Origin of the sequence: Nocardioides silvaticus (assembly GCF_003160695.1) — a bacterium.
GTDB lineage: Bacteria > Actinomycetota > Actinomycetes > Propionibacteriales > Nocardioidaceae > Nocardioides > Nocardioides silvaticus.
This window is the reverse complement of sequence record NZ_QGDD01000008.1, coordinates 89,283-113,756: the sequence shown is the minus strand read 5'-3', so window position 1 is coordinate 113,756 and position 24,474 is coordinate 89,283. Positions and strand designations below refer to the sequence as shown.

Below are 24,474 nucleotides of genomic sequence, written 5' to 3'. Positions count from 1 at the left end.
CCGCTCGTGGCGTCAGCTCGACCACTGGCAGCGGTCCGACATTGGTCGCGTCGTCATGGTCCGTTCATGCCGGCAGCGGACCTTGGGGACATGAAGGTAGCGATCGTGACCGAGTCGTTCCTGCCCCAGGTCAACGGAGTCGTCAACTCGGTCCGCCACGTTGTCGACCGGCTCCTCCGCCAAGGTCACGAAGCGCTGATCGTCGCGCCCGGTCCCGGGCTGCGCGACTACCGCGGGGTCCGCGTCGTGCGCGTGCGGTCGATGGCGGTGCCGATGTACCGGACGTTCCCCCTCGGCCTGCCCGACCGCCAGGTCGAGGAGGCACTGGCCGGCTTCCGCCCCGACGTGGTGCACCTCGCGTCGCCGATCGCCCTCGGCTGGGCGGGGCTCCGCGCGGCCAGGAAGCTCGGGATCCCCACCGTGACCGTCTACCAGACCGACATTCCCGGTTTCCTGCGCCAGTACAAGGTGCCCGGCGATGCAGCGTGCGCCCGCTGGGTGGCCCGGATCCACAAGCGCTCGACCCGCACCCTCGTGCCGTCGCGGTCCGCCCACGCCCAGCTCGAGGCCCTCGGCGTCCCGAACCTGCACGTCTGGGGGCGCGGCGTCGACCTCGACCTCTTCGGGCCTCGGCACCGTTACCCCTACCTCCACCAGAGCTGGGCGAGGAGGGGCGGCGACGGCGCCGCCCCGACGGGTCGCGTGGTCGTGGGGTACGTCGGCCGGCTGGCCGCCGAGAAGCAGGTACGCCGACTGCGCGAGCTCGCCGGGCTGCCCGGCACCAGTCTCGTCGTGATCGGCGACGGTCCCGAGCTGCCGTGGCTCAGGAAGCACCTTCCCGGGGCCCGGTTCACCGGCACGCTCACCGGGGCCGACCTCGCGGTCGCGTTCGCGTCGCTCGACGTCTTCGTCCACACCGGCGCCGACGAGACCTTCTGCCAGACGATCCAGGAGGCACAGGCCAGTGGCGTCCCGGTCGTCGCCCCGGCGCGCGGCGGCCCGCTGGACCTGGTGGAGCACGAGCGCACCGGCCTGCTCTACCTGCCGTCCCGTCCGCAGTCGCTGACGGAGACGGTGCAACGGCTCGTCGGGGACGAGAAGCTCCGGGCGACGCTCGCGACCAACGGACTCGCCCGGGTGGCGAACCGGTCGTGGGCCGACGTCGTCGACGAGCTGGTCGCCCAGCACTACGCGGGCGTCATCGGTCACGGCGACACGCTCGCCGCGGCCTGATCTCGTCCCCGGCGCTTCCCTTGGACTTCCCCGGCCGTTCACCGGGCGGCGGGCCCGGGTTCAGCGGTGACCGATGGGGTCGCGCCATGACTGTGACCCGTCCTGACGACCGCCCGCTCCTGTCCCTCACCCCGGTGTCCCGCGAGGGCTACCGGCACGGCTCGCGCTCCTACCTGACCTGCCTGTTCAAGTGCGGGAACGCGTGCGACCACCCCGAGCCCAACCGGACGACGGCGGGGCACGTGCAGGACGAGATCGCCAAGGCGGTCGCACGACGCTCGGTGCTGCGCGGCGCCGCTGTCGGCACCGGCGCGCTGGTCCTCGGCGGCGCCAGCGCCACCGCCGCCGCCCAGGTTCCACCCGCCGCGGCGGCGACGGCGCCGCTCGCCGCGGCGGGCGGACCGCTCGCCCGCTCCCGGTTCGCCCCGGTGCCGCCCAACCGGCGCGATGCGGTCGTGCTGCCCGACGGCTTCGACCACCACGTGATCATCCGGTGGGGCGACCCGGTCGTCGCCGGTGCGGCGGCGTTCACGCCGTACGACCTCACCGTCGACGTGGTGAAGAAGACCTTCGGCTACAACAACGACTACGTCGGCGTGGTGCCGCTCGGCCGCGACACCGCGCTGATGACGGTCAACCACGAGTACGACGACCAGACGCTGATGTACCCGGCGGGCCGGTACACCGAGGAGGAGATGGCCTGGTTCGGCATCTACTCGCACGGCCTCTCGGTCGTCACCATCAAGCGCGGCGCGGTGCCGGGCTCGTGGTACCGCGAGAAGAACCTGCGCAAGGCCGGGCACAACCGGCGGATCAACGCGGACACCACCTTCGTGATGACCGGCCCCGCCGCCGGCCACGAGCTGCTGAGGACGTCGGCCGACAGCTCGGGCCGCCGGGTCAAGGGCACCCTCAACAACTGCGCCGGCGGGACCACGCCGTGGGGGACGGTGCTGTCCGGCGAGGAGAACTTCAACCAGTACTTCAACACCGAGGGCACGGTGCCGGGCGGCGTGACCCTGGCCAGCGGGGCGACCCTCGCCGACGCCTACACCCGCTACGGGATCGCCAAGGCGGCCGGCGACCCGCGGAAGTGGCACAAGTACGACCCGCGGTTCGACCTCGAGGCCGAGCCCAACGAGGTGCACCGCTTCGGCTGGGTGGTCGAGGTCGACCCGATGAACCCGACCGAGGCGCCCCGCAAGCACTCGATGCTGGGCCGGTTCAAGCACGAGGGCGCCAGCGTCACCATCGCGAAGAACGGGCGCGCCGTCGCCTACCTGGGCGACGACGAGCGCGGCGACTACCTCTACAAGTTCGTCTCCGCCGAGAAGTACGACGCGCGCCGCACCAAGGCAGCCCGCCGGCACAACAAGACCCTCCTCAGCAAGGGCACCCTGTACGTCGCCAAGCTCACCGGCAACGACGCCGGTGCGCCCGAGGCGCCGTACGACGGCACGGGGGAGTGGATCCGCCTGTGCACCGACACCCAGTCCTTCGTCGACGGCATGACCGTCGCCGAGGTGCTGGTCTTCACGCGTCAGGCGGCGGACCTGGTGAGCCCCACCCGGATGGACCGGCCCGAGGACGTCGAGGTCAACCCGGTCAACAAGAGGGTCTACGCGGCGCTCACGAACAACTCCAACCGCGGCTCGTCCTACCCCGCCGACGAGGCGAACCCCGTGACGACCTCCGGCACCCGCACCAGCCCCGGCGCCCCTTTGGTGAACCAGAGCGGCAACCGCAACGGCTACGTCCTCGAGATCACGCCGGACAAGGGCGACCACGCGGCTCGCACCTTCAGTTGGGATCTGCTGCTCGTCTGCGGCGACCCGGAGTCGCCCGAGACCTACTTCGCCGGCTTCGACAAGTCGCAGGTCAGCCGGATCAGCTGCCCCGACAACGTCACGTTCGACAGCGCCGGGAACCTGTGGATCTCCACCGACGGCGCGCCGACCCCGATGGGCCAGAACGACGGGCTGTTCCGCGTCCCGGTGGCCGGACCGGAGCGCGGCCACGTGGAGGCGTTCCTCTCGGTGCCCAAGGGCGCGGAGTGCTGCGGTCCGCTGGTCTACGACGGCGACCGCTCGCTCTTCTTCGCCCCGCAGCACCCGGGCGAGATCGGCGGGTCCACCTTCGACGCACCGGCCAGCACCTGGCCGCACACCGACGACTTCCCGCGTCCCTCCGTGTGCGTGGCGTACCGCCAGCGCTGACCGTGCGCTGACCGCATCACGTTCGTCCGCGCGGCCCCGGGTGGAGTATCCTGGGGCCGTGCGGACGAACCTGCTTCTTACCTAGCCGCGTCGCCCCCGGGTCCACAGAGCCAGACCGGGTCGACGCGGCTGCCCCTCCTGCGTGAGGGGCTTTCTTGTGTCTGGAGCAAGGCGCCACCACCACGAGCATGAGAGAGACCATGAGCGAGCAAGCAGAAGCAGCGTCGTCGTACGACGTCCACGCCGTCGAGGCCAAGTGGCTGCCCGTCTGGGAGCAGATCGACGCGTTCCGCGCCGACGACGCGGCCGTGGTGTCGGGGAAGCGCGAGAAGCGGTACGCGCTGACGATGTTCCCCTACCCGAGCGGCGACCTGCACATGGGCCACGCCGAGGTGTTCGCGCTGCACGACGTGATCTCGCGCTACTGGCGGTTCCGCGGCTACGAGGTGATGAACCCGATGGGCTGGGACTCCTTCGGGCTGCCCGCCGAGAACGCCGCGATCCGCAACGACACCCACCCGGCGACTTACACCTACGCCAACATCGAGACCCAGCTGGAGTCGATGAAGCGCTACGGCCTGGCGTTCGACTGGTCCCGCCGGCTGCACACCTCCGACCCGGAGTACTACCACTGGACCCAGTGGCTGTTCCTGAAGCTGCGCGAGCAGGGGCTGGCCTACCGCAAGAACAGCCCGGTCAACTGGTGCCCGCAGGACCAGACCGTGCTGGCCAACGAGCAGGTGCTGGCCGACGGCACCTGCGAGCGGTGCGGTGCGGAGGTCACCAAGAAGGAGCTGACCCAGTGGTACTTCAAGACCACGCACTACGCCCAGGAGCTCTACGACTGCCTGGACGAGCTGCAGGAGACCTGGATCGGCAAGGTCGTCAACGCACAGCGCAACTGGATCGGGCGCTCCGAGGGCGCCCACGTGGTGTTCGAGGTCGAGGGCCACGGCCCGGTGTCGGTGTTCACCACCCGCCCGGACACGCTGTTCGGCGCGACGTTCTTCGTCGTCGCCGCTGACGCCAAGCTGGCCGCGGAGATCTGCGCCCCGGAGCAGCGCGAGGCCTTCGACGCCTACCTGGAGGACGTCCGCAAGGCCTCCGACATCGACCGGCTGTCGACCGAGCGCCCGAAGACCGGCGTGTTCCTGGGCCGGTACGCCGTCAACCCGGTCACCGGCGAGCGGATCCCGGTCTGGGCCGCCGACTACGTGCTGGCCGACTACGGCACCGGCGCGATCATGGCCGTGCCCGGGCAGGACCAGCGGGACTGGGACTTCGCCAAGGCCTTCGACCTGCCGATCGTCCGCACGGTGCAGCCGTCGGAGGACTTCGACGGCGAGGCCTACACGGGCGCCGGCCCGGCCATCAACTCGGCCAACGACGAGATCTCCCTGAACGGGATGCACGTCGAGGAGGCGAAGTCGACGGTCATCGCCTGGCTGGAGAGCAAGGGGTTGGGCAACGGCACGGTCAACTTCCGGCTGCGCGACTGGCTGCTGTCGCGCCAGCGCTACTGGGGCGCGCCGATCCCGATCATCCACTGCCCGGACTGCGGCGAGGTGCCGGTCCCCGAGGACCAGCTGCCCGTCGAGCTGCCCGAGCTGCGCGGCGCCGACCTGAAGCCGAAGGGCACCTCACCCCTGGGCGCGGCGACCGACTGGGTCACGGTCGACTGCCCGTCGTGCGGCGGCCCTGCGCAGCGCGACACCGACACGATGGACACGTTCGTCGACTCGTCCTGGTACTTCTTCCGGTTCCTGTCGCCGCACGACAGCGCCCGCGCGTTCGACCCGGCGATGGCCGAGGCCTGGGGCCCGGTGGACTTCTACCTGGGCGGCGACGAGCACGCCGTGCTGCACCTGCTGTACTCGCGGTTCTTCACCAAGGCGCTGCGCGACATGGGGCTGATCAGCTGGGACGAGCCGTTCTCGGCGTACCTGTCCCAGGGCAAGGTGATCAACAACGGCCGCAAGATGAGCAAGTCGCTGGGCAACGGCGTCAACCTGGGTGACCAGCTGAAGGAGTTCGGCGTCGACTCCGTGCGGCTGACGCTGGTCTTCGCCAGCCCGCCCGAGGACAACATCGACTGGGCCGACATGAGCCCGGCCGGCTCGCTGCGCTTCCTGCAGCGCGCCTGGCGGTTGTCCGGGGACGTCACGTCGGCCGCGGGCGTCGACCCGGGCGCTGGTGACGTGGCCCTGCGCAAGGTCACCCACCGGGTGGTGGCGGACGCCGAGCAGCTGGTGGAGTCCTACCGATTCAACGTGATGGTCGCGAAGGTCATGGAGCTGGTGAACGCCACCCGCAAGGCGATCGACAGCGGATGCGGGCCGGAGGATCCCGCGGTCCGCGAGGCGGCCGAGACGGTCGCGATCCTGCTGTCGATGGTCGCGCCCTACACGGCTGAGGAGATGTGGGAGCGGCTGGGCCACCAGCCCTCGGTCGCCCAGGCCTCCTGGCCGACCGTCGACCCCGCGCTGCTGGTCCAGGACACCGTCACCGCGGTCGTCCAGGTCCAGGGCAAGGTGAAGGCGCGTCTGGAGGTGGCCCCCGACATCACCGACGACGACCTGGAGGCGGCCGCCCTGGCTGACGCCGACGTGGTCCGCGCGATCGACGGGCGCGAGGTGCGGCGGGTCGTCGTACGGGCCCCCAAGCTGGTCAACGTCGTCGTCTAGTGCGATGCCCTAGCCTCGTCGCATGACGGTCGCGCTCGTCACCGACTCCACGGCCAGCCTCCCACCCGAGGTCGCCGCGGAGTGCCGGGTCTCGGTGGTGCCGGTGCAGGTCGTGATCGACGACGTCGCCTATGACGAGGGCGCCGAGGAGGCCTCTCCGGCCTGCGTGGCCGCCGCGCTGAAGGAGAAGCGCTCGGTCAGCACCTCCCGGCCGGCTCCGGCCGTGTTCGCCGACCTCTACCGCAGGCTGGCCGACGAGGGCGCCACCGAGATCCTCTCGGTGCACCTGTCGAGTGAGGTCAGCGGGACGCTGGAGTCGGCGCAGGTCGCTGCCCGGCACGCGCCGGTGCCCGTGACCTGCGTGGACACCCGCCAGGTCGGGTTCGGCACCGGCTACGCCGTGGAGTCCGCAGCCGCCGTGCTCGCCGACGGCGGGAGCCGCGGCGACGCAGCGGACGCCGCCCGGCGGCGGGCGGACGCGGTGACGTCGGTGTTCTACGTCGACACCCTGGAGTACCTGCGCCGCGGCGGCCGGATCGGCGGTGCGGCCGCGGTGCTCGGCGGTGCGCTGGCCGTGAAGCCGCTGCTCGGCATCGAGAACGGCGTGATCACGACTCTCGAGAAGGTGCGCACCTCGGGTCGGGCGATCAACCGGCTCGAGGAGCTGGCCGTCCTCGCCGCGGGCGACCAGCGGGTCGACGTCACCGTCGCCCACCTCGCCAGCGAGGAGCGGGCCGGCGTGCTGACCACCCATCTCGCCGACCGCCTGGAGAAGCAGCTCGACGGGCGCGAGGTCCGCTGCGGCGAGCTGGGCGCGGTGCTCGGCGCCCACGTCGGTCCGGGCATGCTCGCGATCTGCGTCGCCCCGTTGCTGGACCAGTAACCGCGCACAGACGATCGCCGTCGGGTCGGTTGTCCACAGGCGCGGCGGCGCGGGGGCGCCGTCGCGGGCAGAGGGTCCTAACGTCGTCGCATGCGCAGCAACCGTGGCTCGTCCGCCGACCCGTCGCGCGCCGACGCGGCCGCGCGCCGGCTGGCGTTGCTGGCCGCGGACCTCGGTGCCGCCGACCCGCAGCCGCGCTCCGAGGAGTGGCCACCCGGAGCCGACGACTACACCCGGGTGGTGCCGTCGCGCCGTCCGCCCCCGCCGGTTCCCGAGCCGCCTCCGGAGCCGTCTCCGCCGGTCGCCGCGCCGCCGGCTCTGCCGCGGCCGGGACGCCACGCCGCACGCCGACGATGGGCCGGGATCACGCCTCACCTCCCGGAGCTGGGGGCCGCCCAGCTGACCGTCGTCGCGGTGATCGTCGCTGCGGGCGTCGCGTTCGGTGCGTGGTGGGTGGTGCGCGACCAGGCGGCGCCGGCCGAGTCAGTGGCTCCGCAGCAGCCCGCCTCGGTCGCGCCGCTGGCAACGGGCGCGACCAGCTCCTCGGGGCCAGGCGCGACGGAGGGGACGGTGACTGTCGACGTCACCGGGAAGGTCCGCCGGCCCGGCATCGTCGTGCTCGACAGCGGGGCGCGGGTGGTCGACGCGCTCGAGGCCGCCGGTGGTGAGCGGAACGGGGTGGACCTGAGCACGCTCAACCTGGCCCGGGTGCTGGTGGACGGCGAGCAGATCGTGGTGGGCACGGCCACCGTGGCGGCGCCCGGGCCGGGAACGCCGGTCGCGCCGGGCGGGGCCGCTCCGTCCGGAGCCCCTCCGGTCCTGGTCAACCTCAACACCGCCTCGCAGGTCGAGCTGGAGACGTTGCCGGACGTCGGGCCGGTCACGGCCCTGGCGATCCTCGCCTGGCGCGACGAGCACGGTGGGTTCACCAGCGTCGACGAGCTCCTCGAGGTCGACGGCATCGGAGAGGTGACGCTGGACAAGCTGGGGCCCTACGTCACGGTCTGAGGTCGTGACGTGGCGTCGGGTCAGCGAGATCCGTCCTCCAGCAGCGCGCGGTGGAGGACGGCGATCAGGTCCCCGCGGGTGACGATGCCGACCATCCGGTCCTCGTCGTCGACCACCGGCACCACCTTGAACCCGGTCTGGGTCATGGTCGGCACCAGCTCGGCGACCGGGGTGTCGTCGCGGATCGTGGTGACGTCGGTGATCATGATCGTCTCCACCGGCTCCAGCTCCACCAGGTCGCGGGTGAAGAGGTCGATGATCGAGACCACGCCGACCACCCTCCGGTCGTTGTCGACGACCGGGAGTGTCTTGACCTCTTTCTGCACCAGGACCGTGCGCGCTCGGTAGATCGACTCGAAGGGCAGCACCGAAGCGACGTCGGTGTGCATGATCCGCGACACCGGGACGCTGCCGAGACGCCGGTCGAGCGCGTGCTCCTCGGCGTCGCGGACCAGCGCGACGACGTCCTCGGGGTTGACGTCGAGGCGCTGGGCGAGCCGGGCCATCGCGGACTCGATGTCGGAGGTGTCGAGCGCCGTCGCCGTCTCCGCGGCGGTGGCGGGCGCGGGCTTCGGTGCACGGTGCGGATAGCGGCTCCCGGTGAGCCCGTGCACCACCGACGCCACGACGAGGAGCATGGCCGCGTTGACCGCGACCGGGAGCGCGGCGAACGCGAGCCCTTGCTCGTCGATGACCGGCGTGGCCGTGGCTGCCAGGAGGGCGCACGCGCCGCCGGGTGGGTGCAGGCAGCCGAGCAGCATCATGACGCCGATCGCGGCGCCCACGCCGACCGCGGCCGCGAGCAGCACGTCGTCGATGAGCCAGTGGGCGGTGAGCCCGACGACGGTCGAGATCGTGTTGCCACCGAGGAGCGGCCACGGCTGGGCGAGCGGGCTGGCCGGCACTGCGAAGAGCAGCACCGCTGCCGCCCCCATCGGCGCGACGAGGAAGGGGAGGGCCTCGGGCCCGCCGGGCACGATCTTCACGGTCAGGCCCGCGAGGGCGATGCCGACCAGCGCGCCGAGGGCGCCGCGACCGAGCTCGGCAGGGGAGTAGCGCATCCGGAGACCTTAAGTGGTCGCGGACCGGGAACCGTCCACAGGCCGCGCCGACGCTCCCCGCTCTCCACAGGGCCACCCCGGGCGCCGGGTTGTCGTCGGGCGTCGTCCGTAGCTTCCCCCGCATGACGCGGCAGGAGGACGCATCCGGGACGACACCGGGGCACGACCTGCGGATGGCGGTGATCGGTGCCGCCGGCTGGCTCGCCGGCATCGCCGCCCACCAGGTCGGCGGCGGTGCCGTGGGGATCCCGCTGGTGCTCGCGGTGGCCGCGGTCGCGATGGTGCGCCGGGGCGCCGCGCGCGTCGCTCGCGTCCTCACGGCCTGCGCGCTGGTGGCAGCGGGGGTCGTCACCAGCACCCTGCTCCGGAGCGAGGTGGTCACGCACGGTCCGCTCCGGGCGTTGGCGGAGGACGGCGCGGTCGCGGAGCTGACCGGGACCGTGGTCTCCGACCCGGTCGAGGTGGACGGCCAGTGGGGACCGCAGGTGGTCGTGCGGATGCGGGTGACGCGGCTGACCGCCCGGGGCGCGTCGTACCGGCTGGGCGGGGTGGTGGTCGTGCTGGGCGATCCGGCCTGGTCCGCAGCGGCGCTGGGGTCCGAGGTGCGGACCTCCGGACGGCTGGTCGTCGCCGACGACGGTGGGGCCGCCGCGCTGGTCGTCGCCCCGCGACCGCCCGTGCGGATCCGGGGACCGGACGTGTGGTGGCGCGGAGCAGCGACGGTCCGCGAGTCGATCGGCGCGGCGGTCGCCGAAAGCCCGGTGGCCGAGCGCGAGCTGGTGCCGGCGCTGGTCGTCGGCGACGACGCCGGACTGCCGGACGGGCTCGAGCAGGACTTCCGCACGACCGGCCTGACCCACCTGACGGCGGTCTCGGGCACCAACCTCACGCTGGTCGTCGGGTTCCTGCTGCTCCTCGCCCGTGGTCTCGGCGTGCGCGGACGTTGGCTGACGGTGGTCGGGCTGCTGGGCATCGTCGGGTTCGTCCTGCTCGCCCGCACCGAGCCGAGCGTGGTCCGGGCGGCGGCGATGGGGACGGTCGGCCTGCTCGCGCTCGGCACGGACGGCCGGCGGCGCGGGCTGCGCGCGCTCGGGGTCGCGGTGACCGTGCTGCTGCTGGTGTCGCCGGCGCTGGCCGTCTCCGCGGGGTTCGCGCTGTCGGTGCTCGCGACGGCCGGCATCGTGGTGGTCGGCCCCGGCGTGCACGCGGCGCTCTGCCGATGGCTGCCCGCGCCGGTGGCGGCTGCCGTCGCCGTGCCGTTCGCCGCGCAGCTGGCCTGCACGCCGGTGATCGCCGGGCTGTCCGGCGAGGTCAGCGTCGTCGCCGTCCTCGCGAACCTGCTCGTGGCGCCGGTGGTCGGCCCGGCGACCGTGCTCGGGCTGGCCGGAGGCCTGGCCGGGCTTCTCTCCGGCACCCTCGGACGACTGCTCGGCGCCCTGGCCGGCGTCTGCGTGAGCTGGATCGTCCGGGTCGCCGAGAACGCGGCGGACCTGCCCGTGCCTGCGGTCGCCTGGGGCTCCGGGGCGTTGTCGATCGGCGTCCTCGCCGTGCTGTGCGCTGTCGTCGCCGTGACGGCCCCGCGGCTCCTGCGCAGCCGGCGGGTCGGCGTCGTGCTCGGCGTCGGGTCGCTGCTCGTGCTGCTCGGCGTTCCCGGACGGATCGCGGTGCTCCCGGGCGGCTGGCTCCCGGGCGGCTGGCCGCCGTCGGGATGGGTGCTGGCGGTCTGCGACGTCGGCCAGGGGGACGCGCTCGCCGTCTCGGTGGGCGCCCGCGCCGCGATCGTCGTCGACGCCGGGCCGGACCCGGCGCTCGTCGACCGGTGCCTGGACCGGCTGGGCGTCCGACAGGTGCCGCTCGTGGTGCTGACGCACTTCCACGCCGACCACGTCGACGGACTGGCCGGGGTGCTGCGCGGTCGCGAGGTCGGGACGGTCGAGGCGAGCTCGATGCTCGATCCGGCGGCCGGGTTCGCCGAGGTGGAGGAGGTCGCCGGTGGGAACGGGCTGACGGTGACCGCGGCGCCGTACGGGCTCACGCGACGGTACGGCGACGTCACGGTCCAGGTCGTGTGGCCGGACCTGCCGCAGCCGGTCGCCGGCCCGGGGGACGGCAGCGCCGCCAACGACGCGAGCGTGGTCCTCCTCGTCGAGTCGCACGGGCTGCGGTTGCTGCTGACCGGCGACATCGAGCCGGCGGGCCAGGCACGGCTCGCGGCCGACCTGCCGGACCTGGACGTCGACGTGCTGAAGGTGCCGCACCACGGCAGCGCCTACCAGGACACCGTCTGGCTGGAGTCGCTCGACCCGGAGGTTGCCGTGGTGTCGGTGGGGGAGGACAACGACTACGGCCACCCGCACCCAGGGCTGCTCGACGCCCTCGCCTCCAGTGGCGCCGAGGTGGCGCGCACCGACGAAGACGGCGACCTCGCCGTCGTGCCGGGGGACGACGGACCGGCTGTCGTCACCTCGGACTAGGGTGACCGCCATGCGGGCGGAGGACGTGCTGGGCCGGGTGGTGCTGGTCACCGGCAAGGAGGAGTTCCTGTCGGCGCGGACGGTCGAGGACGTCCGGGCAGCGGTGAAGGCCCACGACGCCGAGTCGGAGATCTCGGACGCGTCCGCCGCCGACCTGACGCTGGCCACGCTGGGCGAGCTCTCCGCTCCGTCGCTCTTCTCCGCCGTGCGCTGCGTGGTGGTCCGCGGCCTGGAGAACCTGCCGGAAGAGTCGGTCGACGGCCTGCTCGGCTACGCCGCGGCACCGGCCGACGAAGTAGCGCTCGTGCTCGTCCACGGCGGTGGGCCGAAGGGCTCCGGCGTGCTGACCAAGCTGCGCAAGCTGGCGACGGTCACCGAGGTGAAGTCGGCGGAGGTGAAGCCCTGGGAGATGGGCGGGTTCGCCGTGAGCGAGGCCCGCCGCCGCGGCGCCACCCTGGACAAGCGCGCCGCCGAGGTGCTGGTTGTGGCGGTCGGCCACGACCTTCGTTCCTTGGCGGCGGCCGTCGACCAGCTCATCAGCGACTTCCCCGGCGAGCGGATCGACGAGGAGAAGGTCGGGCGCTACTTCGGCGGCCGGGCCGAGGTCAAGAACTACGAGATCGCCGACGCCATGCTGGCCGGCAACCGGTCGCTGGCGCTGCAGGAGCTGCGCTGGGCCATCGAGAGCGGCACCTCGGAGGTCTACATCCTCTCCGCCGTCGCGGGCCAGCTGCGCTCGCTCGCCAACCACGTCGCTGGCAATCGCGACGGCGGCATGCCGCCATGGAAGCTGAAGAACCTCAACGCCCAGGCCCGCGGCTGGACCCCGCCCGCACTCGCCCGCGCCATCCGCGCGGTCGCCCGGGCCGACGCCGACCTCAAGGGCGCTTCGAGCGACGCGTCCTACACGCTCGAGCGGCTGGTGCTCACGGTGGCTGCACTCCGGGAGGCCTCCTGACGCACGAAGGCGCCCGACCCCTCGTGGGGTGGGCGCCTTCGCGGAAGGTCGGTGCTCCGGACCGGAGCCAGGGGCCTCAGAGAGAGGCAGCCTTCTTCATGATCGCGGACTTGCGGTTCGCGGCCTGGTTCTTGTGGATGACGCCCTTCGAGGCGGCCTTGTCGAGCTTCTTGGCGGCCTCGCGACCGAGCGCGACAGCCTGCTCCTTGTCGCCGGCCTCGGCGGCCTCGCGGAACTTGCGCACGGCGCTCTTCAGGCCGGTCTTGACGGCCTTGTTGCGCTCGTGCCGCTTCTCGTTCTGCTTGTTCCGCTTGATCTGGCTCTTGATGTTCGCCACTACTACGCCCTTAGGTCTTGTCGATCGGTGAAAGCTGGTCTGGTCCGGAGCGCGTCGGAGCAGGGCAGAACCTGCGTGTGACGCGACGGACAAGATTAACAGCGCGGCCGGACCGGCCCCAAATCGACCGAGCGCGGCGTTCAGGCGGGCGCGGACCACCCGCGGCGCTCGGCCAGCCAGTCGTGGAGGACGTCGGCCTGCCATGCCTGGGCCTCGCGCAGGTAGGGCGACGTCGGCGGCGCCGGCAGCCGGCGCGAGCTCTCGAAGTAGCCGAGCACCAGCGCCAGGACGACGTCGATGTCGTCGGGGTCGACGGCCGACAGCAGCGGGTGGCCGGCGATGTGCGCCTCGACGTCCAGGCCGTCACCCCGCGGCCCGATGAGCAGCAGCGCCGAGTCGAGCCAGTCCGCGCCGACCACGGGCCAGTTCCAGTCGCACATCACCACCGAGCCGTCCGGGCGGACGATCAGGTTGTCGTCGCGGATGTCGGTGTGGCAGAGCGTGTCGCCGTCGACGACCTCCGCGTAGCGGGACGCGAGGGCGTGGTAGTCCGCCGCCCGCGGGTGGTCGGTCCGCGTCCACAGGTCGCGCCACGAGGAGAACTCCTCGATGGCGCTGACGATCCCGCCGGGCGCCGGGGTCAGCAGCCGGGCCACCTCGAGCGCCATCGCCGACGCGGCGGCGAGCTCTTCCGGCACCCAGGGACGCTGGGGCGAGCGGCCCTCGACGTGCTCGAAGCCGAGCACCACCCAGTCGTCGTCGTGGACCCAGCGCAGGGCCGGTGCCGGCAGGTCCTCGGGGAGAAGGGAGAGCTTGCGCGCCTCCTCGCGATAGGCGTCCGCGAACATCCGCTGCGCGACCACCGACGCCGCCTTCACGAAGTGCCGGCTGCCGTCGGCGCAGCGGAGCACCGAGGCGAAGCCGGGGGTGAAGCCCGACGTCATCGACACCGCGTCGACGACGGGCGAGCCGAACCGCTCCTCGACCTCCGACCGGATGTGCGGCGGCAGGAACACCCAGTCCAGGCGGCGGGCGGTGCGGCCGTGGGGGATCCGGGTCGGGAGCGGTACGACGGTCACGTCGCCCATCTTGGCCCGAGCAGGGCCCGCGCGCCCGCCCATTTGCCGCCGAGTCGGCGTTCCGGGCGGGCGGCTGGAACAATGGCTGCACCATGTCCGCATCCGCCCCGAAGCCGGGTCACACCGACCCCGCGATCATCCGCAACTTCTGCATCATCGCCCACATCGACCACGGGAAGTCGACGTTGGCGGACCGGATGCTCCAGCTGACGGGCGTCGTCGGCGAACGCGAGGCGCGGGCCCAGTACCTCGACCGGATGGACATCGAGCGCGAGCGCGGGATCACCATCAAGAGCCAGGCCGTGCGGATGCCGTGGACGGTGACTGCGGACAACGAGGAGGGTGCCGAGCCCGGCACCTACGTGCTCAACATGATCGACACGCCCGGCCACGTCGACTTCACCTACGAGGTGTCGCGGTCGCTGCAGGCCTGCGAGGCCGCGATCCTCCTCGTCGACGCCGCCCAGGGCATCGAGGCACAGACGCTCGCGAACCTCTACCTGGCCATGGGTGCGGACCTGCACATCATCCCGGTGCTCAACAAGATCGACCTGCCGAGCGCCGAGCCGGAGAAGTACGCCGAGGAGCTCGCCGGCATCATCGGCTGCGACCCGGCCGACGTGCTCAAGGTGAGCGCGAAGACCGGCGAGGGCGTCGCCGCGGTCCTGAACGAGATCGTGAAGCAGACACCGGCACCGGTCGGCGACGCCGACGCGCCCGCCCGTGCCCTCATCTTCGACTCCGTCTACGACACCTACCGCGGCGTCGTGACCTACGTCCGCGTGGTCGACGGCAAGTTGTCGCACCGCGACCGGATCAAGATGATGTCGACCAACGCCGTGCACGAGATGCTCGAGGTCGGCGTGATCAGCCCGGAGCCGGTCAAGGCGGGAGAGATCTCCGTCGGCGAGGTGGGCTACCTGATCACCGGCGTGAAGGACGTCCGGCAGTCGCGGGTCGGTGACACCGTGACCAGCCAGCACCACGGCGCGAGCGAGCCGCTCGGCGGCTACCAGCACCCCAACCCGATGGTGTACGCCGGGCTCTACCCGATCGACGGCGACGACTACCCGGTGCTGCGGGACGCCCTGGAGAAGCTGCAGCTCAATGACGCCGCGCTCGCCTACGAGCCGGAGACCTCGGGCGCCCTCGGCTTCGGTTTCCGTTGCGGCTTCCTCGGGCTGCTGCACATGGAGATCACCCGCGACCGGCTCGAGCGGGAGTTCAACCTCGACCTCATCTCGACCGCACCCAACGTGGTCTACGAGGTGCAGATGGAGGACGGCACGCTCCACGAGGTGACCAACCCCAGCGAGTTCCCCGAGGGCAAGATCGCCGAGGTCCGCGAGCCTGTCGTCCGCGCGACCATCCTCAGCCCGGCCGACTACATCGGCACGATCATGGAGCTGTGCCAGGAGAAGCGCGGCAACCTCGGCGGCATGGACTACCTCTCGGCGGACCGGGTCGAGCTGCGCTACACGCTGCCGATGGGCGAGATCGTCTTCGACTTCTTCGACCAGCTGAAGAGCCGCACCAAGGGCTACGCGAGCCTCGACTACGAGCGCACCGGCGAGCAGGCGGCCGACCTGGTGAAGGTCGACATCCTGCTGCACGGCGACCCGGTCGACGCGTTCAGCGCGATCGTGCACCGGGACGCGGCGTACTCCTACGGAGTGATGATGGCCGGCAAGCTCAAGGACCTGATCCCGCGGCAGCAGTTCGAGGTGCCGATCCAGGCCGCGATCGGCGCTCGGGTGATCGCTCGCGAGACCATCCGCGCGATCCGCAAGGACGTGCTCGCCAAGTGCTACGGCGGTGACATCACCCGCAAGCGCAAGCTGCTCGAGAAGCAGAAGGAAGGCAAGAAGCGCATGAAGATGGTCGGCCGGGTCGAGGTGCCCCAGGAGGCCTTCGTCGCCGCCTTGTCGACCACCGGACCCGCGGGCGACAAGCCCAAGAAGTGATCCCGCCCGGCCTCGACCGGCAGCGGTCGCTGGGACCGGACTGGGAGGCCTGGCTCGACCGGCTCCCGGCGCTCGTCGACGCGGTGGTCGGGGAGTGGGAGCTGACGCTCGACGGTGCCGCCATGCACGGGTTCTGCTCGCTGGTGCTGCCCGTGCGCACCCCGAACGGCACCGAAGCCGTCCTCAAGCTGCACACCGATGCCGAGGCCGAGGAGTCCGACCACGAGCACCTCGCCCTGCAGCGGTGGCGCGGCAGGGGAGCGGTCCGGCTGCTCCGCGCCGATCCCGGCCGCCGCGCGTTGCTCCTGGAGCGGCTCGACCCGGTCGACCTCACCGACCACTGGGACGTGGAGGCGTGCGAGATCGTCGCCGGCCTCTACGAGCGCGTCCACGTGCCGCCGATGCCGCAGCTGCGCGAGCAGGCGTCGTACGTCGCCCGCTGGACCGCGGCGCTCGAGCGCGACGCGCACGCCGTGCCCGTGCCGCGACGCCTCGTCGAGCAGGCGACCTCCCTCGCCCACGACCTCGTCGGCAAGCCCGCCACCGCCGTCATCCACGGCGACCTGCACTACGAGAACGTGCTGCTCGGCGAGCGCGGCGGCGAGCCCACCTGGCTCGTCATCGACCCCAAGCCCACCAACGGCGACCCGCACTACGAGATCGAGCCGATGCTGCGCAACCGCTTCGAGGAGTACGGCGCCGCCGGCCACTCCGTCCGCGACGGCATCCGCCGCCGCTTCCACACCCTCGTCGACACCGCCGACCTCGACGAGCCGCGGGCGCGGGACTGGGTCGTCGTCCGCAGCATCCTCGACGCGCACTGGGCGTTCACCGACGCTCGACGTGCCGGCCGCGCGATGACCGCTGAGGAGAACGAGCACGTGACCCGCTGCATCACTGTCGCGAAAGCCGTGCAGGACTGAGGATCCCGGGCGAGAATCGGCCCATGTCTCGGACACTCCGCGTCTTCGGCGCGACCGCGCTCTCGCTCGCCCTCCTCTCGCCCGTCGCGGCCCACGGCGACCGCTGGGGCGACAGTGACCCGGCAGGCGACGTCGAGGGCTCCTCGTGGAGCCCGGACCCCGCGCCGTGCGGCACGGACACCCCGGTCGACAGCACCGCGGTGACCAACAACGACATCACCCACTTCGCCGTGCGGCACACGCGTCGCATCGTCGTCATCACCACCCGGTTCCGGGGGCTCGACCGGAACCTCGAGCAGCACGTGGCCATGCACGTCCGCACGAACCTCGGCGGCTGGTGGCTCGACGTCGACCGGTTCGAGGACGGGCCTGGCAAGTGGAGGATCTTCTCGTTCCTCGCGAAGGAGCCCGACCTGCCGGACCCCGAGGAACTGCCCGACGACGCGTGCGGCATCGGCGTGGCGGTCGTCGGAGAGGGGTGCCGGATGGAGCGGACGCTCGACTTCAAGCGGGACCTCGTCCGGCTGGCAGTGCCCCGGAAGTGTCTCGACAACCCACGATGGGTGCGTGGCGCGGTGGGCGCCTACGGCTGGGTCGAGAGCGATGACCCCTCCAGCACCGAGACTATTCACTGGGACAGCTGGGACGACGGCGTCGAGCTGTCACCATGGGCTCCCTCCTTCGGTCCTCGGGTGCGGGCGACCAGGCCGGACACCCTTCCTGCTCCGACGAGCACCCGGGAACCAGCCGGTGTCGAGCTCCGGGTCTTCGTCCGACCTGGCGGGATATTCCGGCGACGCTGACGCCTCCGCGCTGCGACAATCTCCTCATGCCCCGCCTCCTCTCCGTCAACGTCGGCCTGCCCAAGGAAGCCGAGTGGGCGGGGATCGGGCGGACGTCCATCGACAAGGCCCGGGTGTCCGGCGTGGTCAAGGTGACCGAGCTGGGGGTCGAGGGCGACCAGGTGTCCGACACCCAGCACCACGGTGGCATCGACCAGGCGGTCTACGCCTACGCTCGCGAGGACCTCGACTTCTGGGAGGGCGAGCTCGCCCTCCCGATCCGCGACGGGCAGTTCGCCGAGAACCTCACCACCGAGGGCATCGACCTCAACAGCGCCGCGGTCGGCACCCGGCTCCGCGTCGGCGACGTGCTGCTGGAGATCGCGAGCGTGCGGACGCCGTGCAACGACTTCAAGTGCTGGATGGGCCTCAACGGCTTCGACAACGCCGCGTGGGTGAAGCGGTTCGCCGCGGCGTTGCGGCCAGGCCCCTACCTCCGGGTGCTCGAGACCGGGTCGATCGCGGCGGGCGACCCGATCGAGGTGGTCCACGAGCCCGATCACGGCATCACGGTGCGCGACCTGTTCATCGCTCTCAACCTGGACCGGACCCGGCTGCCCGAGCTGCTGGCCATCGACGACCTGGCCCCGCGGCTGCGGCGCCGGGTCGAGGATTATCTCGCCCGGTAGGGGGTTCGCTACCCCGCGCCAGCCGAGTGATCTAGGTTACTGACCAGTCCTGTCGGTCTCGGAAGCGCATGAGGAGCGTCATGCCCGTTAGCCACGACACCAGCTTTGTCGAAACCATGCCCCAGAACGTGGCGATCCAGTTCCTGGACCGTGTTGCCGCATCCGGCCCCCGGGAGGCGTTCCGGTTCCCCCGGGGCGAGGCCTGGGAGTCCGTCACCTGGGCCCAGACCGGGGAGAGGGTACGCCGCCTCGCGGCGGGTCTGCTGTCCCTCGGGCTCGAACCCGAGCAGCGGGTGGGCATCGCGTCCTCGACCCGCTACGAGTGGATCCTCGCCGACCTCGCCGTCATGTGCGCGGCGGGCGCGACCACGACGGTCTACCCCTCGACCGGTGCGGAGGACACCTCCTACATCGTCGGCGACGCCGACTGCCGCATCGTCTTCGCCGAGGACGCCGCGCAGCTCGAGAAGCTCCAGTCCCACCGCGCGGACCTGCCCAACCTGGGCAAGGTCATCACGTTCGAGGACTCCGCCGCCGACGGGGACTGGGTCATCACCATGGACGCGCTCGCCGAGCTCGGCGACTCCTACCTGGCCGATCACCCGGACGCGATCGAGGCGGTCAGCAAGGAGATCCGGCCCGACCAGCTCGCGACGCTGATCTACACCTCCGGCACGACCGGCCGGCCGAAGGGCGTCCGCACGCTGCACAAGGCGTGGGTGTTCGAGGGCGAGGCGATCAAGGCCCAGAACATCCTCGGTGAGGACGACCTGCAGTTCCTGTGGCTGCCGATGGCCCACTCGTTCGGCAAGGTGCTGCTCTCGACCCAGCTCGCGTGCGGGTTCGCGACCGCCATCGACGGCCGGGTCGAGAAGATCGTCGACAACCTCGGCGTGGTGAAGCCGACCTTCATGGGCGCCGCGCCCCGCATCTTCGAGAAGGCGCACGCCCGCATCGTCACCATGCAGGCGGCCGAGGGCGGCGCCAAGGAGAAGATCTTCAAGAAGGCCTTCGAGGTCGGCACCAAGGTCGACGAGCTCACGATGGCCGGCAAGTCGGTGCCGCTGCCGCTCAAGGTCCAGCACCGCCTGTTCGACAAGCTGGTCTTCAGCAAGGTCCGCGACCGCTTCGGTGGCCGGGTGAAGTTCTTCATCTCCGGCTCTGCCGCGCTCAACGCCGAGATCGCGCAGTGGTTCCACGCTGCCGGCATCCTCATCCTCGAGGGCTACGGCATGACCGAGAACGCGGCCGGCGCCACGGTCAACCACCCCGACCAGTACAAGATCGGCACGGTCGGCCTGCCGTTCCCCGGCACCGAGGTCCGGATCGCCGAGGACGGTGAGGTCCAGCTCAAGGGCCCGCACATCATGGCCGGCTACCACAACCGCGACGAGGCCACCGCCGAGGCGATGACCGACGACGGCTGGCTGCGCACCGGTGACAAGGGCGAGATCGACGCCGACGGCTACCTCAAGATCACCGGCCGCATCAAGGAGCTCTTCAAGACGTCGGGCGGCAAGTACATCGCACCGCCCGCCATCGAGGCGAAGTTCAAGGCGATCTGTCCCTACGTCAGCCAGTTCATGGTGTTCGGCGCGGAGCGCAACTTCGTGGTCGCGCTGATCACCCTGGACCCCGACGCGATCGCAGGCTGGGCCGCCGAGAACGGCATGGAGGGCACGTCGTACACCGACCTGGTCCGCTCGGACAAGGTGCGCGCGATGGTCGCCGACTACGTCGACGAGCTCAACGGCCAGCTCAACCGCTGGGAGACCATCAAGAAGTGGGAGCTGCTCGACCACGACCTGACCATCGAGTCCGGCGAGCTCACCCCCTCGCTGAAGGTCAAGCGCGCCGTCGTCGAGTCCAACAACAAGGACCTGATCGACAGCTTCTACGGCTGATTCGGCCGGCGTGACGGCACCCTGAGACAATCGCAGGGTGCCGTCCGCCTTGCCCGCTGGGGAGCCCGCGCCCCGCGACGGCTCGCTCCCCGGGAGTGCGCTGCGGGCGCTCGGCGGAAGCCCATTCGGGCTCTACGTGCACGTGCCGTTCTGCCGAGTGCGCTGCGGCTACTGCGACTTCAACACCTACACCGCCGAGGAGCTGGGTGGTGGTGTCTCCCGGACGACGTACGTCGACCAGGCGGTCGCCGAGGTCCGGCTCGCCCGGGGGGTGCTGGGCGAGGCACACCCCCCGGTGGAGACGGTGTTCCTCGGCGGCGGCACCCCGACGCTGCTCCCGGCCGACCACCTCGGCCGGCTGCTCCGTGTCGTCGACGAGGAGCTCGGGCTGGCGCCTGGCGCCGAGGTGACGACCGAGGCCAACCCGGACTCCGTCGACCTCGCCTACCTCGAGCAGCTGCGCGAGGCGGGCTACAACCGGATCTCGTTCGGGATGCAGTCGGTCGTCCCGCACGTGCTCGCCACGCTGGACCGCACCCACGACCCCGAGCGGGTGCCCGAGGTGGTCGCTGCGGCCCGGACCGCGGGTTTCGACCAGGTCAGCCTCGACCTCATCTACGGCACACCCGGGGAGAGCACGGCGGACTGGGCGCGGTCGGTCGAGGCGGCGCTCGCCTGCGCGCCCGACCACGTCTCGGCGTACTCGCTGATCGTGGAGGAGGGCACCGCGCTGGCCCGCCGGGTCAAGCGCGGTGAGCTCCCGATGCCGGACGAGGACGACCTCGCCGACAAGTACCTGGCCGCCGACGACCTGCTCGTGGCCGCCGGCCTCGACTGGTACGAGGTGTCCAACTGGGCGCGCGACGACGCCGCCTGGTGCCGGCACAACGTCGGCTACTGGACCGGGGCGGACTGGTGGGGGATCGGACCGGGCGCCCACTCCCACGTCGGTGGCGTGCGGTGGTGGAACGTCAAGCACCCCGCCGCGTACGGCGACCGGACGGTCGCCGGCGCGAGCCCCGCCCACGCGCGGGAGGTCCTCGACGAGGAGACCCGACGCGTCGAGCGGGTGCTGCTCGAGGTCCGGATCCGCGAGGGCCTCCCCGGGGACGTGCTCGACGGCGCCGGCCGGGCCGCCGTGCCGGACCTGGTGGCTCGCGGACTGGTCGAGGCGGAGCCGTGGGAGCGGGAGGACCGGGTCGCGCTGACCCGGCAGGGGCGGCTCCTGGCCGACCTGGTGGTCCGCGACCTGCTGCCCTGAGGACCGGGAGGGAACGTAGGATCGCCGGGTGGGAGAGCAGCCGCCGGAGTACCAGCCGTACCAGCCGCCGGCCTACGGGCAGCAGCCGCCGCCGTACGGCCAGCCGCCGTCGCCGTACGGCTTCAACCCGGCCGCGCCGTACGGCGTGGACCCGGCCACCGGGCTGCCCTACTCGGACAAGACCAAGCTGGTCGCCGGCCTCCTCCAGGTGATCATCCCGTTGGGCATCGGCCGGATGTACATGGGCCAGACCGGCCTCGGCGTCACCCAGCTGCTGGTCACGATCTTCACCTGCGGGCTCGGCAGCATCTGGCCGTTCATCGACGGGATCATGATCCTGGCGGGCAACCCGCGCGACGCCCAGGGCCGTCCGATGAAGATGAGCTGACGGCTCCTGGAGCGGCCGTCAGTCGACGGTCACGAAGTCGATCAGCTCCTCGACCCGGCCCAGCAGCGCCGGCTCGAGGTCGGCGTAGGAGCCGACCCGCGACAGGATGTGCTGCCAGGCCCGGGCGATGTCGGCCTGGTCGCGGTGCGGCCAGCCGAGGTGCTGGCACACGCCCTTCTTCCACTCGACGTTCCGCGGGATCGTCGGCCACGCCTTCAGGCCGACCCGCTCGGGCTTCACCGCCTGCCAGACGTCGACGTAGGGGTGGCCGACGATCTTCACGTGCGCGCCGTTCGGCCCGCGCGCGATCGCGTCGGCGATCCGGGACTCCTTGGACCCCTTGACCAGGTGGTCGACGAGCACGCCGACCCGCCGCTGCGGGCCGGGCTTGAACGACACCAGGTGGTCGGCGAGGTCGTCGACACCGCCGAGGTACTCCACGACCACGCCCTCGATGCGCAGGTCGTCGCCCCACACCTTCTCGACCAGCTCGGCGTCGTGGCGGCCCTCGACGAAGATCCGGCTGGCGCGCGCGACCCGGGCCTTGGCGCCGTGCACGGCGACCGAACCGCTGGCGGTGCGCTTCGGCCTGCCCTGGTGGTCGAGCTTGTCGGAGCCCGTACGACGCACCGGAGCGGTCAGGATCACCGGCTTGCCCTCGAGCAGGAACCCGGGACCCAGCGGGAAGGTACGTCGCTTGCCGCGCCGGTCCTCCAACGTGAGCGTGTGCAGGTCTCGGTCGACCGCGACGATCTCGCCGCACCAGTCGGCGGTGACCTCCTCGACGACGGCGCCGAGCTCGGCCGGAGCCTCCACGGCACGGCCGTTCCTCGGCCTGTTCCAGTCACCCGCGAGCACGTCGGTCCCGTAGCGATCAACCACGTCGGGAAACGCTAGTTCGTGGACGGATCGCATTCTTGGCGACACACTCGACGTGTGCTCGATCGCATCACCGGGTGGTTGTACGAGCGCCTGGGGTCGCGGTACTGGCTCGTGCTGGCGGTCGGTCAGGCGCTCGTGTCGATCTTCGTCGCCCTCATCACCGTCGTGATCCTCGCGTCCTACTACGACGCGTCCACCCACGACGTGGTCCGACTCGCGGCGTTCGGGTCGATCCTCACCGCGATCGCGGTCCTGGGTGGGTCGCTGCGCACCCGGGCCGCCTTCTGCGCGGTCCGCACCTGGCACGGCACGCCGGACCCGACGCCGGCGGAGACCGTGAAGGCATGGGAGACGGCCTCGACGCTGACCTACGTCCAGTACCGGCGCAACAGCTGGTGGATCAACCCGTTCGTGGTGCTGCCGACCAGCGCGTTCGGCGTGGTGCTCTTCGACCTGGGCTGGGCCGACTTCTTCGTGCTCGTCCTGGCCTGCGTGGTGCCGGCGGTCTACGCCACGATCCTCAGCTACTCGGCCGGCGAGATGCTGTCGCGGCCGCTGGTCGCCGCCATCGCCCCGCAGCTGGCCGACGACTTCCCGTTCAGCAGGATCGGGCTCCCGGTGCGCAAGCGGATCATGCTGGGCCCCTCGGTCTACACGATCGCCACCGCACTGCTCGTCGCGAGCCTGCTCGGCGAGCGCAGCGGCTCCGACGACCTCGTGCTCACGGTCGCGGCGTCAGTGGGCATCGGCCTGCTGCTGTCCCAGGAGCTCTCGGTCCTGCTCGCCGAGGCGATCACCGTGCCGATCGAGCGGGTCCGCGCCGCGATGAGCCGCGTCGAGGCCGGCGACCTCGCGGCCCGGGTGCCGGTGACCACCAGCGACGAGCTCGGTGAGCTCGCCCACGACTTCAACCTGATGGTGCGCGGGCTCGAAGAGCGCGAGCAGATGCGCGCCGCGTTCGGCACCTACGTCGACAAGGAGGTCGCGGCGCTGATCCTCTCGGGCCAGTTCCCCGAGGAGGGCGTCGAGATCGACGTGTCGATCATGTTCTGCGACGTGCGCGGCTTCACGTCGTACGCCGAAGCCGCGCCGGCCACCGAGGTCGTAGCGGTGCTCAACCGCCTGTTCACGGTGATCGTGCCGATCGTCGACCGCAACGGCGGCCACGTCGACAAGTTCATCGGCGACGGCCTGCTCGCCGTCTTCGGTGCGCCCGAGGTCTACCCCGACCACGCCGACCGCGCGGTCCGCGCCGCCCGCGAGATCGTCGCGGCGACCACCGCCCTCGACACTGGGTTGTCGGTCGCGGTTGGTGTCAACACCGGCCGGGTCGTCGCCGGCTCGATCGGCGGCGCCGGACGGCTGAACTTCAGCGTCATCGGCGACGCCGTCAACGTCGCCGCCCGGGTCGAGGCGGCGACCCGCGACACCGGCGACGACGTGCTCATCACCGCCGCGACCGCGGCGATGCTGCAGAGCGACATCCCCCTCGTCTCGCGCGGGAGCATCCCGCTCAAGGGCAAGTCCGCTCCGATGGAGGTGCTCGCGCCGGTGCCGGTGGCGGCGCCGTCGGCCGAGCAGCCGGTCTGACTCGGGGGTGGTGTTCGATCGCTGCGCGGCTTGATGTGTGGGTCGTGCGGGTGGCGCGGTGGTGCCGGGAGGTCCTCGGCCTGCGCGGGAGGGCTCGCGCCGGCGGGGCAACCACATCTGTCCCCCAGCAGCGCGGTCGCTTCGCTCCCGCGGTGCTG

The 24,474-nt window shown here is 71.7% G+C and carries 19 protein-coding genes; 15 read left to right on the top strand and 4 right to left on the bottom strand.

What is annotated here, in order from left to right; genetic code table 11:
* Positions 1–90 precede the first annotated feature (90 nt).
* The 5 genes from DJ010_RS16845 (at position 91) to DJ010_RS16825 (ending at position 8,024) form a co-directional block, all read left to right on the top strand.
* Positions 91–1,233 (top strand): glycosyltransferase family 4 protein, encoded by a 1,143-nt coding sequence (locus DJ010_RS16845; protein WP_109695900.1) that lies wholly within the window; start codon positions 91–93, stop codon positions 1,231–1,233.
* An 86-nt stretch (positions 1,234–1,319) separates the two neighbouring features.
* A complete protein-coding gene (locus tag DJ010_RS16840; RefSeq protein WP_109695898.1) occupies positions 1,320–3,449 on the top strand; it encodes a PhoX family protein in 2,130 nt (709 codons plus the stop codon).
* Positions 3,450–3,649: 200 nt separating this feature from the next.
* Positions 3,650–6,133 (top strand): leucine--tRNA ligase, encoded by a 2,484-nt coding sequence (gene leuS / locus DJ010_RS16835; RefSeq protein WP_109695896.1) that lies wholly within the window; start codon positions 3,650–3,652, stop codon positions 6,131–6,133.
* A 22-nt stretch (positions 6,134–6,155) separates the two neighbouring features.
* Positions 6,156–7,016, top strand: a complete 861-nt coding sequence (locus tag DJ010_RS16830; RefSeq protein ID WP_109695895.1) for a DegV family protein — start codon at positions 6,156–6,158, stop codon at positions 7,014–7,016.
* 90 nt (positions 7,017–7,106) lie between these two features.
* Positions 7,107–8,024: a helix-hairpin-helix domain-containing protein gene (locus tag DJ010_RS16825; RefSeq protein ID WP_109695893.1), complete on the top strand. Its 918-nt coding sequence runs from the start codon at positions 7,107–7,109 to the stop codon at positions 8,022–8,024.
* Between the two features lie 20 nt (positions 8,025–8,044).
* Here DJ010_RS16825 and DJ010_RS16820 read toward each other — a convergent pair whose 3' ends face one another.
* Positions 8,045–9,085, bottom strand: coding sequence for an HPP family protein (locus DJ010_RS16820; RefSeq protein WP_109695891.1), 1,041 nt, complete (start codon positions 9,083–9,085; stop codon positions 8,045–8,047).
* Positions 9,086–9,207: 122 nt separating this feature from the next.
* Between DJ010_RS16820 and DJ010_RS16815 the strand changes: the two genes are divergently transcribed.
* Both DJ010_RS16815 and holA read left to right on the top strand, forming a co-directional pair.
* Complete coding sequence (locus DJ010_RS16815; protein WP_245927639.1) at positions 9,208–11,559, top strand: ComEC/Rec2 family competence protein; 2,352 nt, start codon at positions 9,208–9,210, stop codon at positions 11,557–11,559.
* Positions 11,560–11,569: 10 nt separating this feature from the next.
* On the top strand, positions 11,570–12,517 hold the full coding sequence (holA, locus tag DJ010_RS16810) for a DNA polymerase III subunit delta (protein ID WP_109696155.1): 948 nt from the start codon (positions 11,570–11,572) through the stop codon (positions 12,515–12,517).
* Positions 12,518–12,593: 76 nt separating this feature from the next.
* Here the strand turns inward: holA and rpsT are convergent, their stop codons facing one another.
* Both rpsT and DJ010_RS16800 read right to left on the bottom strand, forming a co-directional pair.
* Complete coding sequence (rpsT, locus tag DJ010_RS16805) at positions 12,594–12,854, bottom strand: 30S ribosomal protein S20 (protein ID WP_109695887.1); 261 nt, start codon at positions 12,852–12,854, stop codon at positions 12,594–12,596.
* 140 nt (positions 12,855–12,994) lie between these two features.
* Positions 12,995–13,933: a phosphotransferase family protein gene (locus DJ010_RS16800; protein ID WP_245927638.1), complete on the bottom strand. Its 939-nt coding sequence runs from the start codon at positions 13,931–13,933 to the stop codon at positions 12,995–12,997.
* A 92-nt stretch (positions 13,934–14,025) separates the two neighbouring features.
* Between DJ010_RS16800 and lepA the strand changes: the two genes are divergently transcribed.
* The 7 genes from lepA to DJ010_RS16765 all read left to right on the top strand — a co-directional run bounded on the left by lepA (position 14,026) and on the right by DJ010_RS16765 (position 21,844).
* Complete coding sequence (lepA, locus tag DJ010_RS16795) at positions 14,026–15,897, top strand: translation elongation factor 4 (protein WP_109695885.1); 1,872 nt, start codon at positions 14,026–14,028, stop codon at positions 15,895–15,897.
* Positions 15,894–16,820, top strand: coding sequence for an aminoglycoside phosphotransferase family protein (locus DJ010_RS16790; RefSeq protein ID WP_109695883.1), 927 nt, complete (start codon positions 15,894–15,896; stop codon positions 16,818–16,820). Before lepA ends, DJ010_RS16790 begins: the two co-directional genes overlap by 4 nt.
* A gap of 23 nt (positions 16,821–16,843) precedes the next feature.
* Positions 16,844–17,623 carry a hypothetical protein gene (locus tag DJ010_RS16785; RefSeq protein WP_109695881.1) on the top strand — a complete coding sequence of 260 codons (780 nt, stop codon included), beginning with the start codon at positions 16,844–16,846 and terminating at the stop codon, positions 17,621–17,623.
* Positions 17,624–17,649: 26 nt separating this feature from the next.
* Positions 17,650–18,291 (top strand): MOSC domain-containing protein, encoded by a 642-nt coding sequence (locus DJ010_RS16780; protein WP_109695879.1) that lies wholly within the window; start codon positions 17,650–17,652, stop codon positions 18,289–18,291.
* A 116-nt stretch (positions 18,292–18,407) separates the two neighbouring features.
* Positions 18,408–20,195: an AMP-dependent synthetase/ligase gene (locus DJ010_RS16775; RefSeq protein WP_245927636.1), complete on the top strand. Its 1,788-nt coding sequence runs from the start codon at positions 18,408–18,410 to the stop codon at positions 20,193–20,195.
* A 37-nt stretch (positions 20,196–20,232) separates the two neighbouring features.
* Entirely contained in the window at positions 20,233–21,456 is a 1,224-nt protein-coding gene (gene hemW / locus DJ010_RS16770) for a radical SAM family heme chaperone HemW (RefSeq protein WP_109695875.1), read from the top strand.
* 28 nt (positions 21,457–21,484) lie between these two features.
* Complete coding sequence (locus DJ010_RS16765) at positions 21,485–21,844, top strand: TM2 domain-containing protein (RefSeq protein ID WP_109695873.1); 360 nt, start codon at positions 21,485–21,487, stop codon at positions 21,842–21,844.
* 18 nt (positions 21,845–21,862) lie between these two features.
* On the opposite strand, the gene DJ010_RS16760 is transcribed toward DJ010_RS16765, so the two are convergent.
* Entirely contained in the window at positions 21,863–22,726 is an 864-nt protein-coding gene (locus tag DJ010_RS16760; RefSeq protein ID WP_109695871.1) for a DUF3097 domain-containing protein, read from the bottom strand.
* A gap of 54 nt (positions 22,727–22,780) precedes the next feature.
* Here DJ010_RS16760 and DJ010_RS16755 point away from each other — a divergent pair, with 54 nt between their 5' ends.
* Positions 22,781–24,316, top strand: a complete 1,536-nt coding sequence (locus DJ010_RS16755; protein WP_109695869.1) for an adenylate/guanylate cyclase domain-containing protein — start codon at positions 22,781–22,783, stop codon at positions 24,314–24,316.
* Positions 24,317–24,474 lie beyond the last annotated feature (158 nt).

Excerpts from the sequence above, each read along its gene's own strand:
- DJ010_RS16820 (WP_109695891.1), bottom strand. The coding sequence starts at position 9,085 with ATGCGCTACTCCCCTGCCGAGCTCGGTCGCGGCGCCCTCGGCGCGCTG.
- DJ010_RS16785 (WP_109695881.1), top strand. The coding sequence starts at position 16,844 with ATGTCTCGGACACTCCGCGTCTTCGGCGCGACCGCGCTCTCGCTCGCC.
- DJ010_RS16830 (WP_109695895.1), top strand. The coding sequence starts at position 6,156 with ATGACGGTCGCGCTCGTCACCGACTCCACGGCCAGCCTCCCACCCGAG.
- leuS (WP_109695896.1), top strand. The coding sequence starts at position 3,650 with ATGAGCGAGCAAGCAGAAGCAGCGTCGTCGTACGACGTCCACGCCGTC.
- DJ010_RS16775 (WP_245927636.1), top strand. The coding sequence starts at position 18,408 with ATGCCCCAGAACGTGGCGATCCAGTTCCTGGACCGTGTTGCCGCATCC.
- DJ010_RS16840 (WP_109695898.1), top strand. The coding sequence starts at position 1,320 with ATGACTGTGACCCGTCCTGACGACCGCCCGCTCCTGTCCCTCACCCCG.
- DJ010_RS16780 (WP_109695879.1), top strand. The coding sequence starts at position 17,650 with ATGCCCCGCCTCCTCTCCGTCAACGTCGGCCTGCCCAAGGAAGCCGAG.
- DJ010_RS16825 (WP_109695893.1), top strand. The coding sequence starts at position 7,107 with ATGCGCAGCAACCGTGGCTCGTCCGCCGACCCGTCGCGCGCCGACGCG.
- DJ010_RS16845 (WP_109695900.1), top strand. The coding sequence starts at position 91 with ATGAAGGTAGCGATCGTGACCGAGTCGTTCCTGCCCCAGGTCAACGGA.
- holA (WP_109696155.1), top strand. The coding sequence starts at position 11,570 with ATGCGGGCGGAGGACGTGCTGGGCCGGGTGGTGCTGGTCACCGGCAAG.
- lepA (WP_109695885.1), top strand. The coding sequence starts at position 14,026 with ATGTCCGCATCCGCCCCGAAGCCGGGTCACACCGACCCCGCGATCATC.
- DJ010_RS16815 (WP_245927639.1), top strand. The coding sequence starts at position 9,208 with ATGACGCGGCAGGAGGACGCATCCGGGACGACACCGGGGCACGACCTG.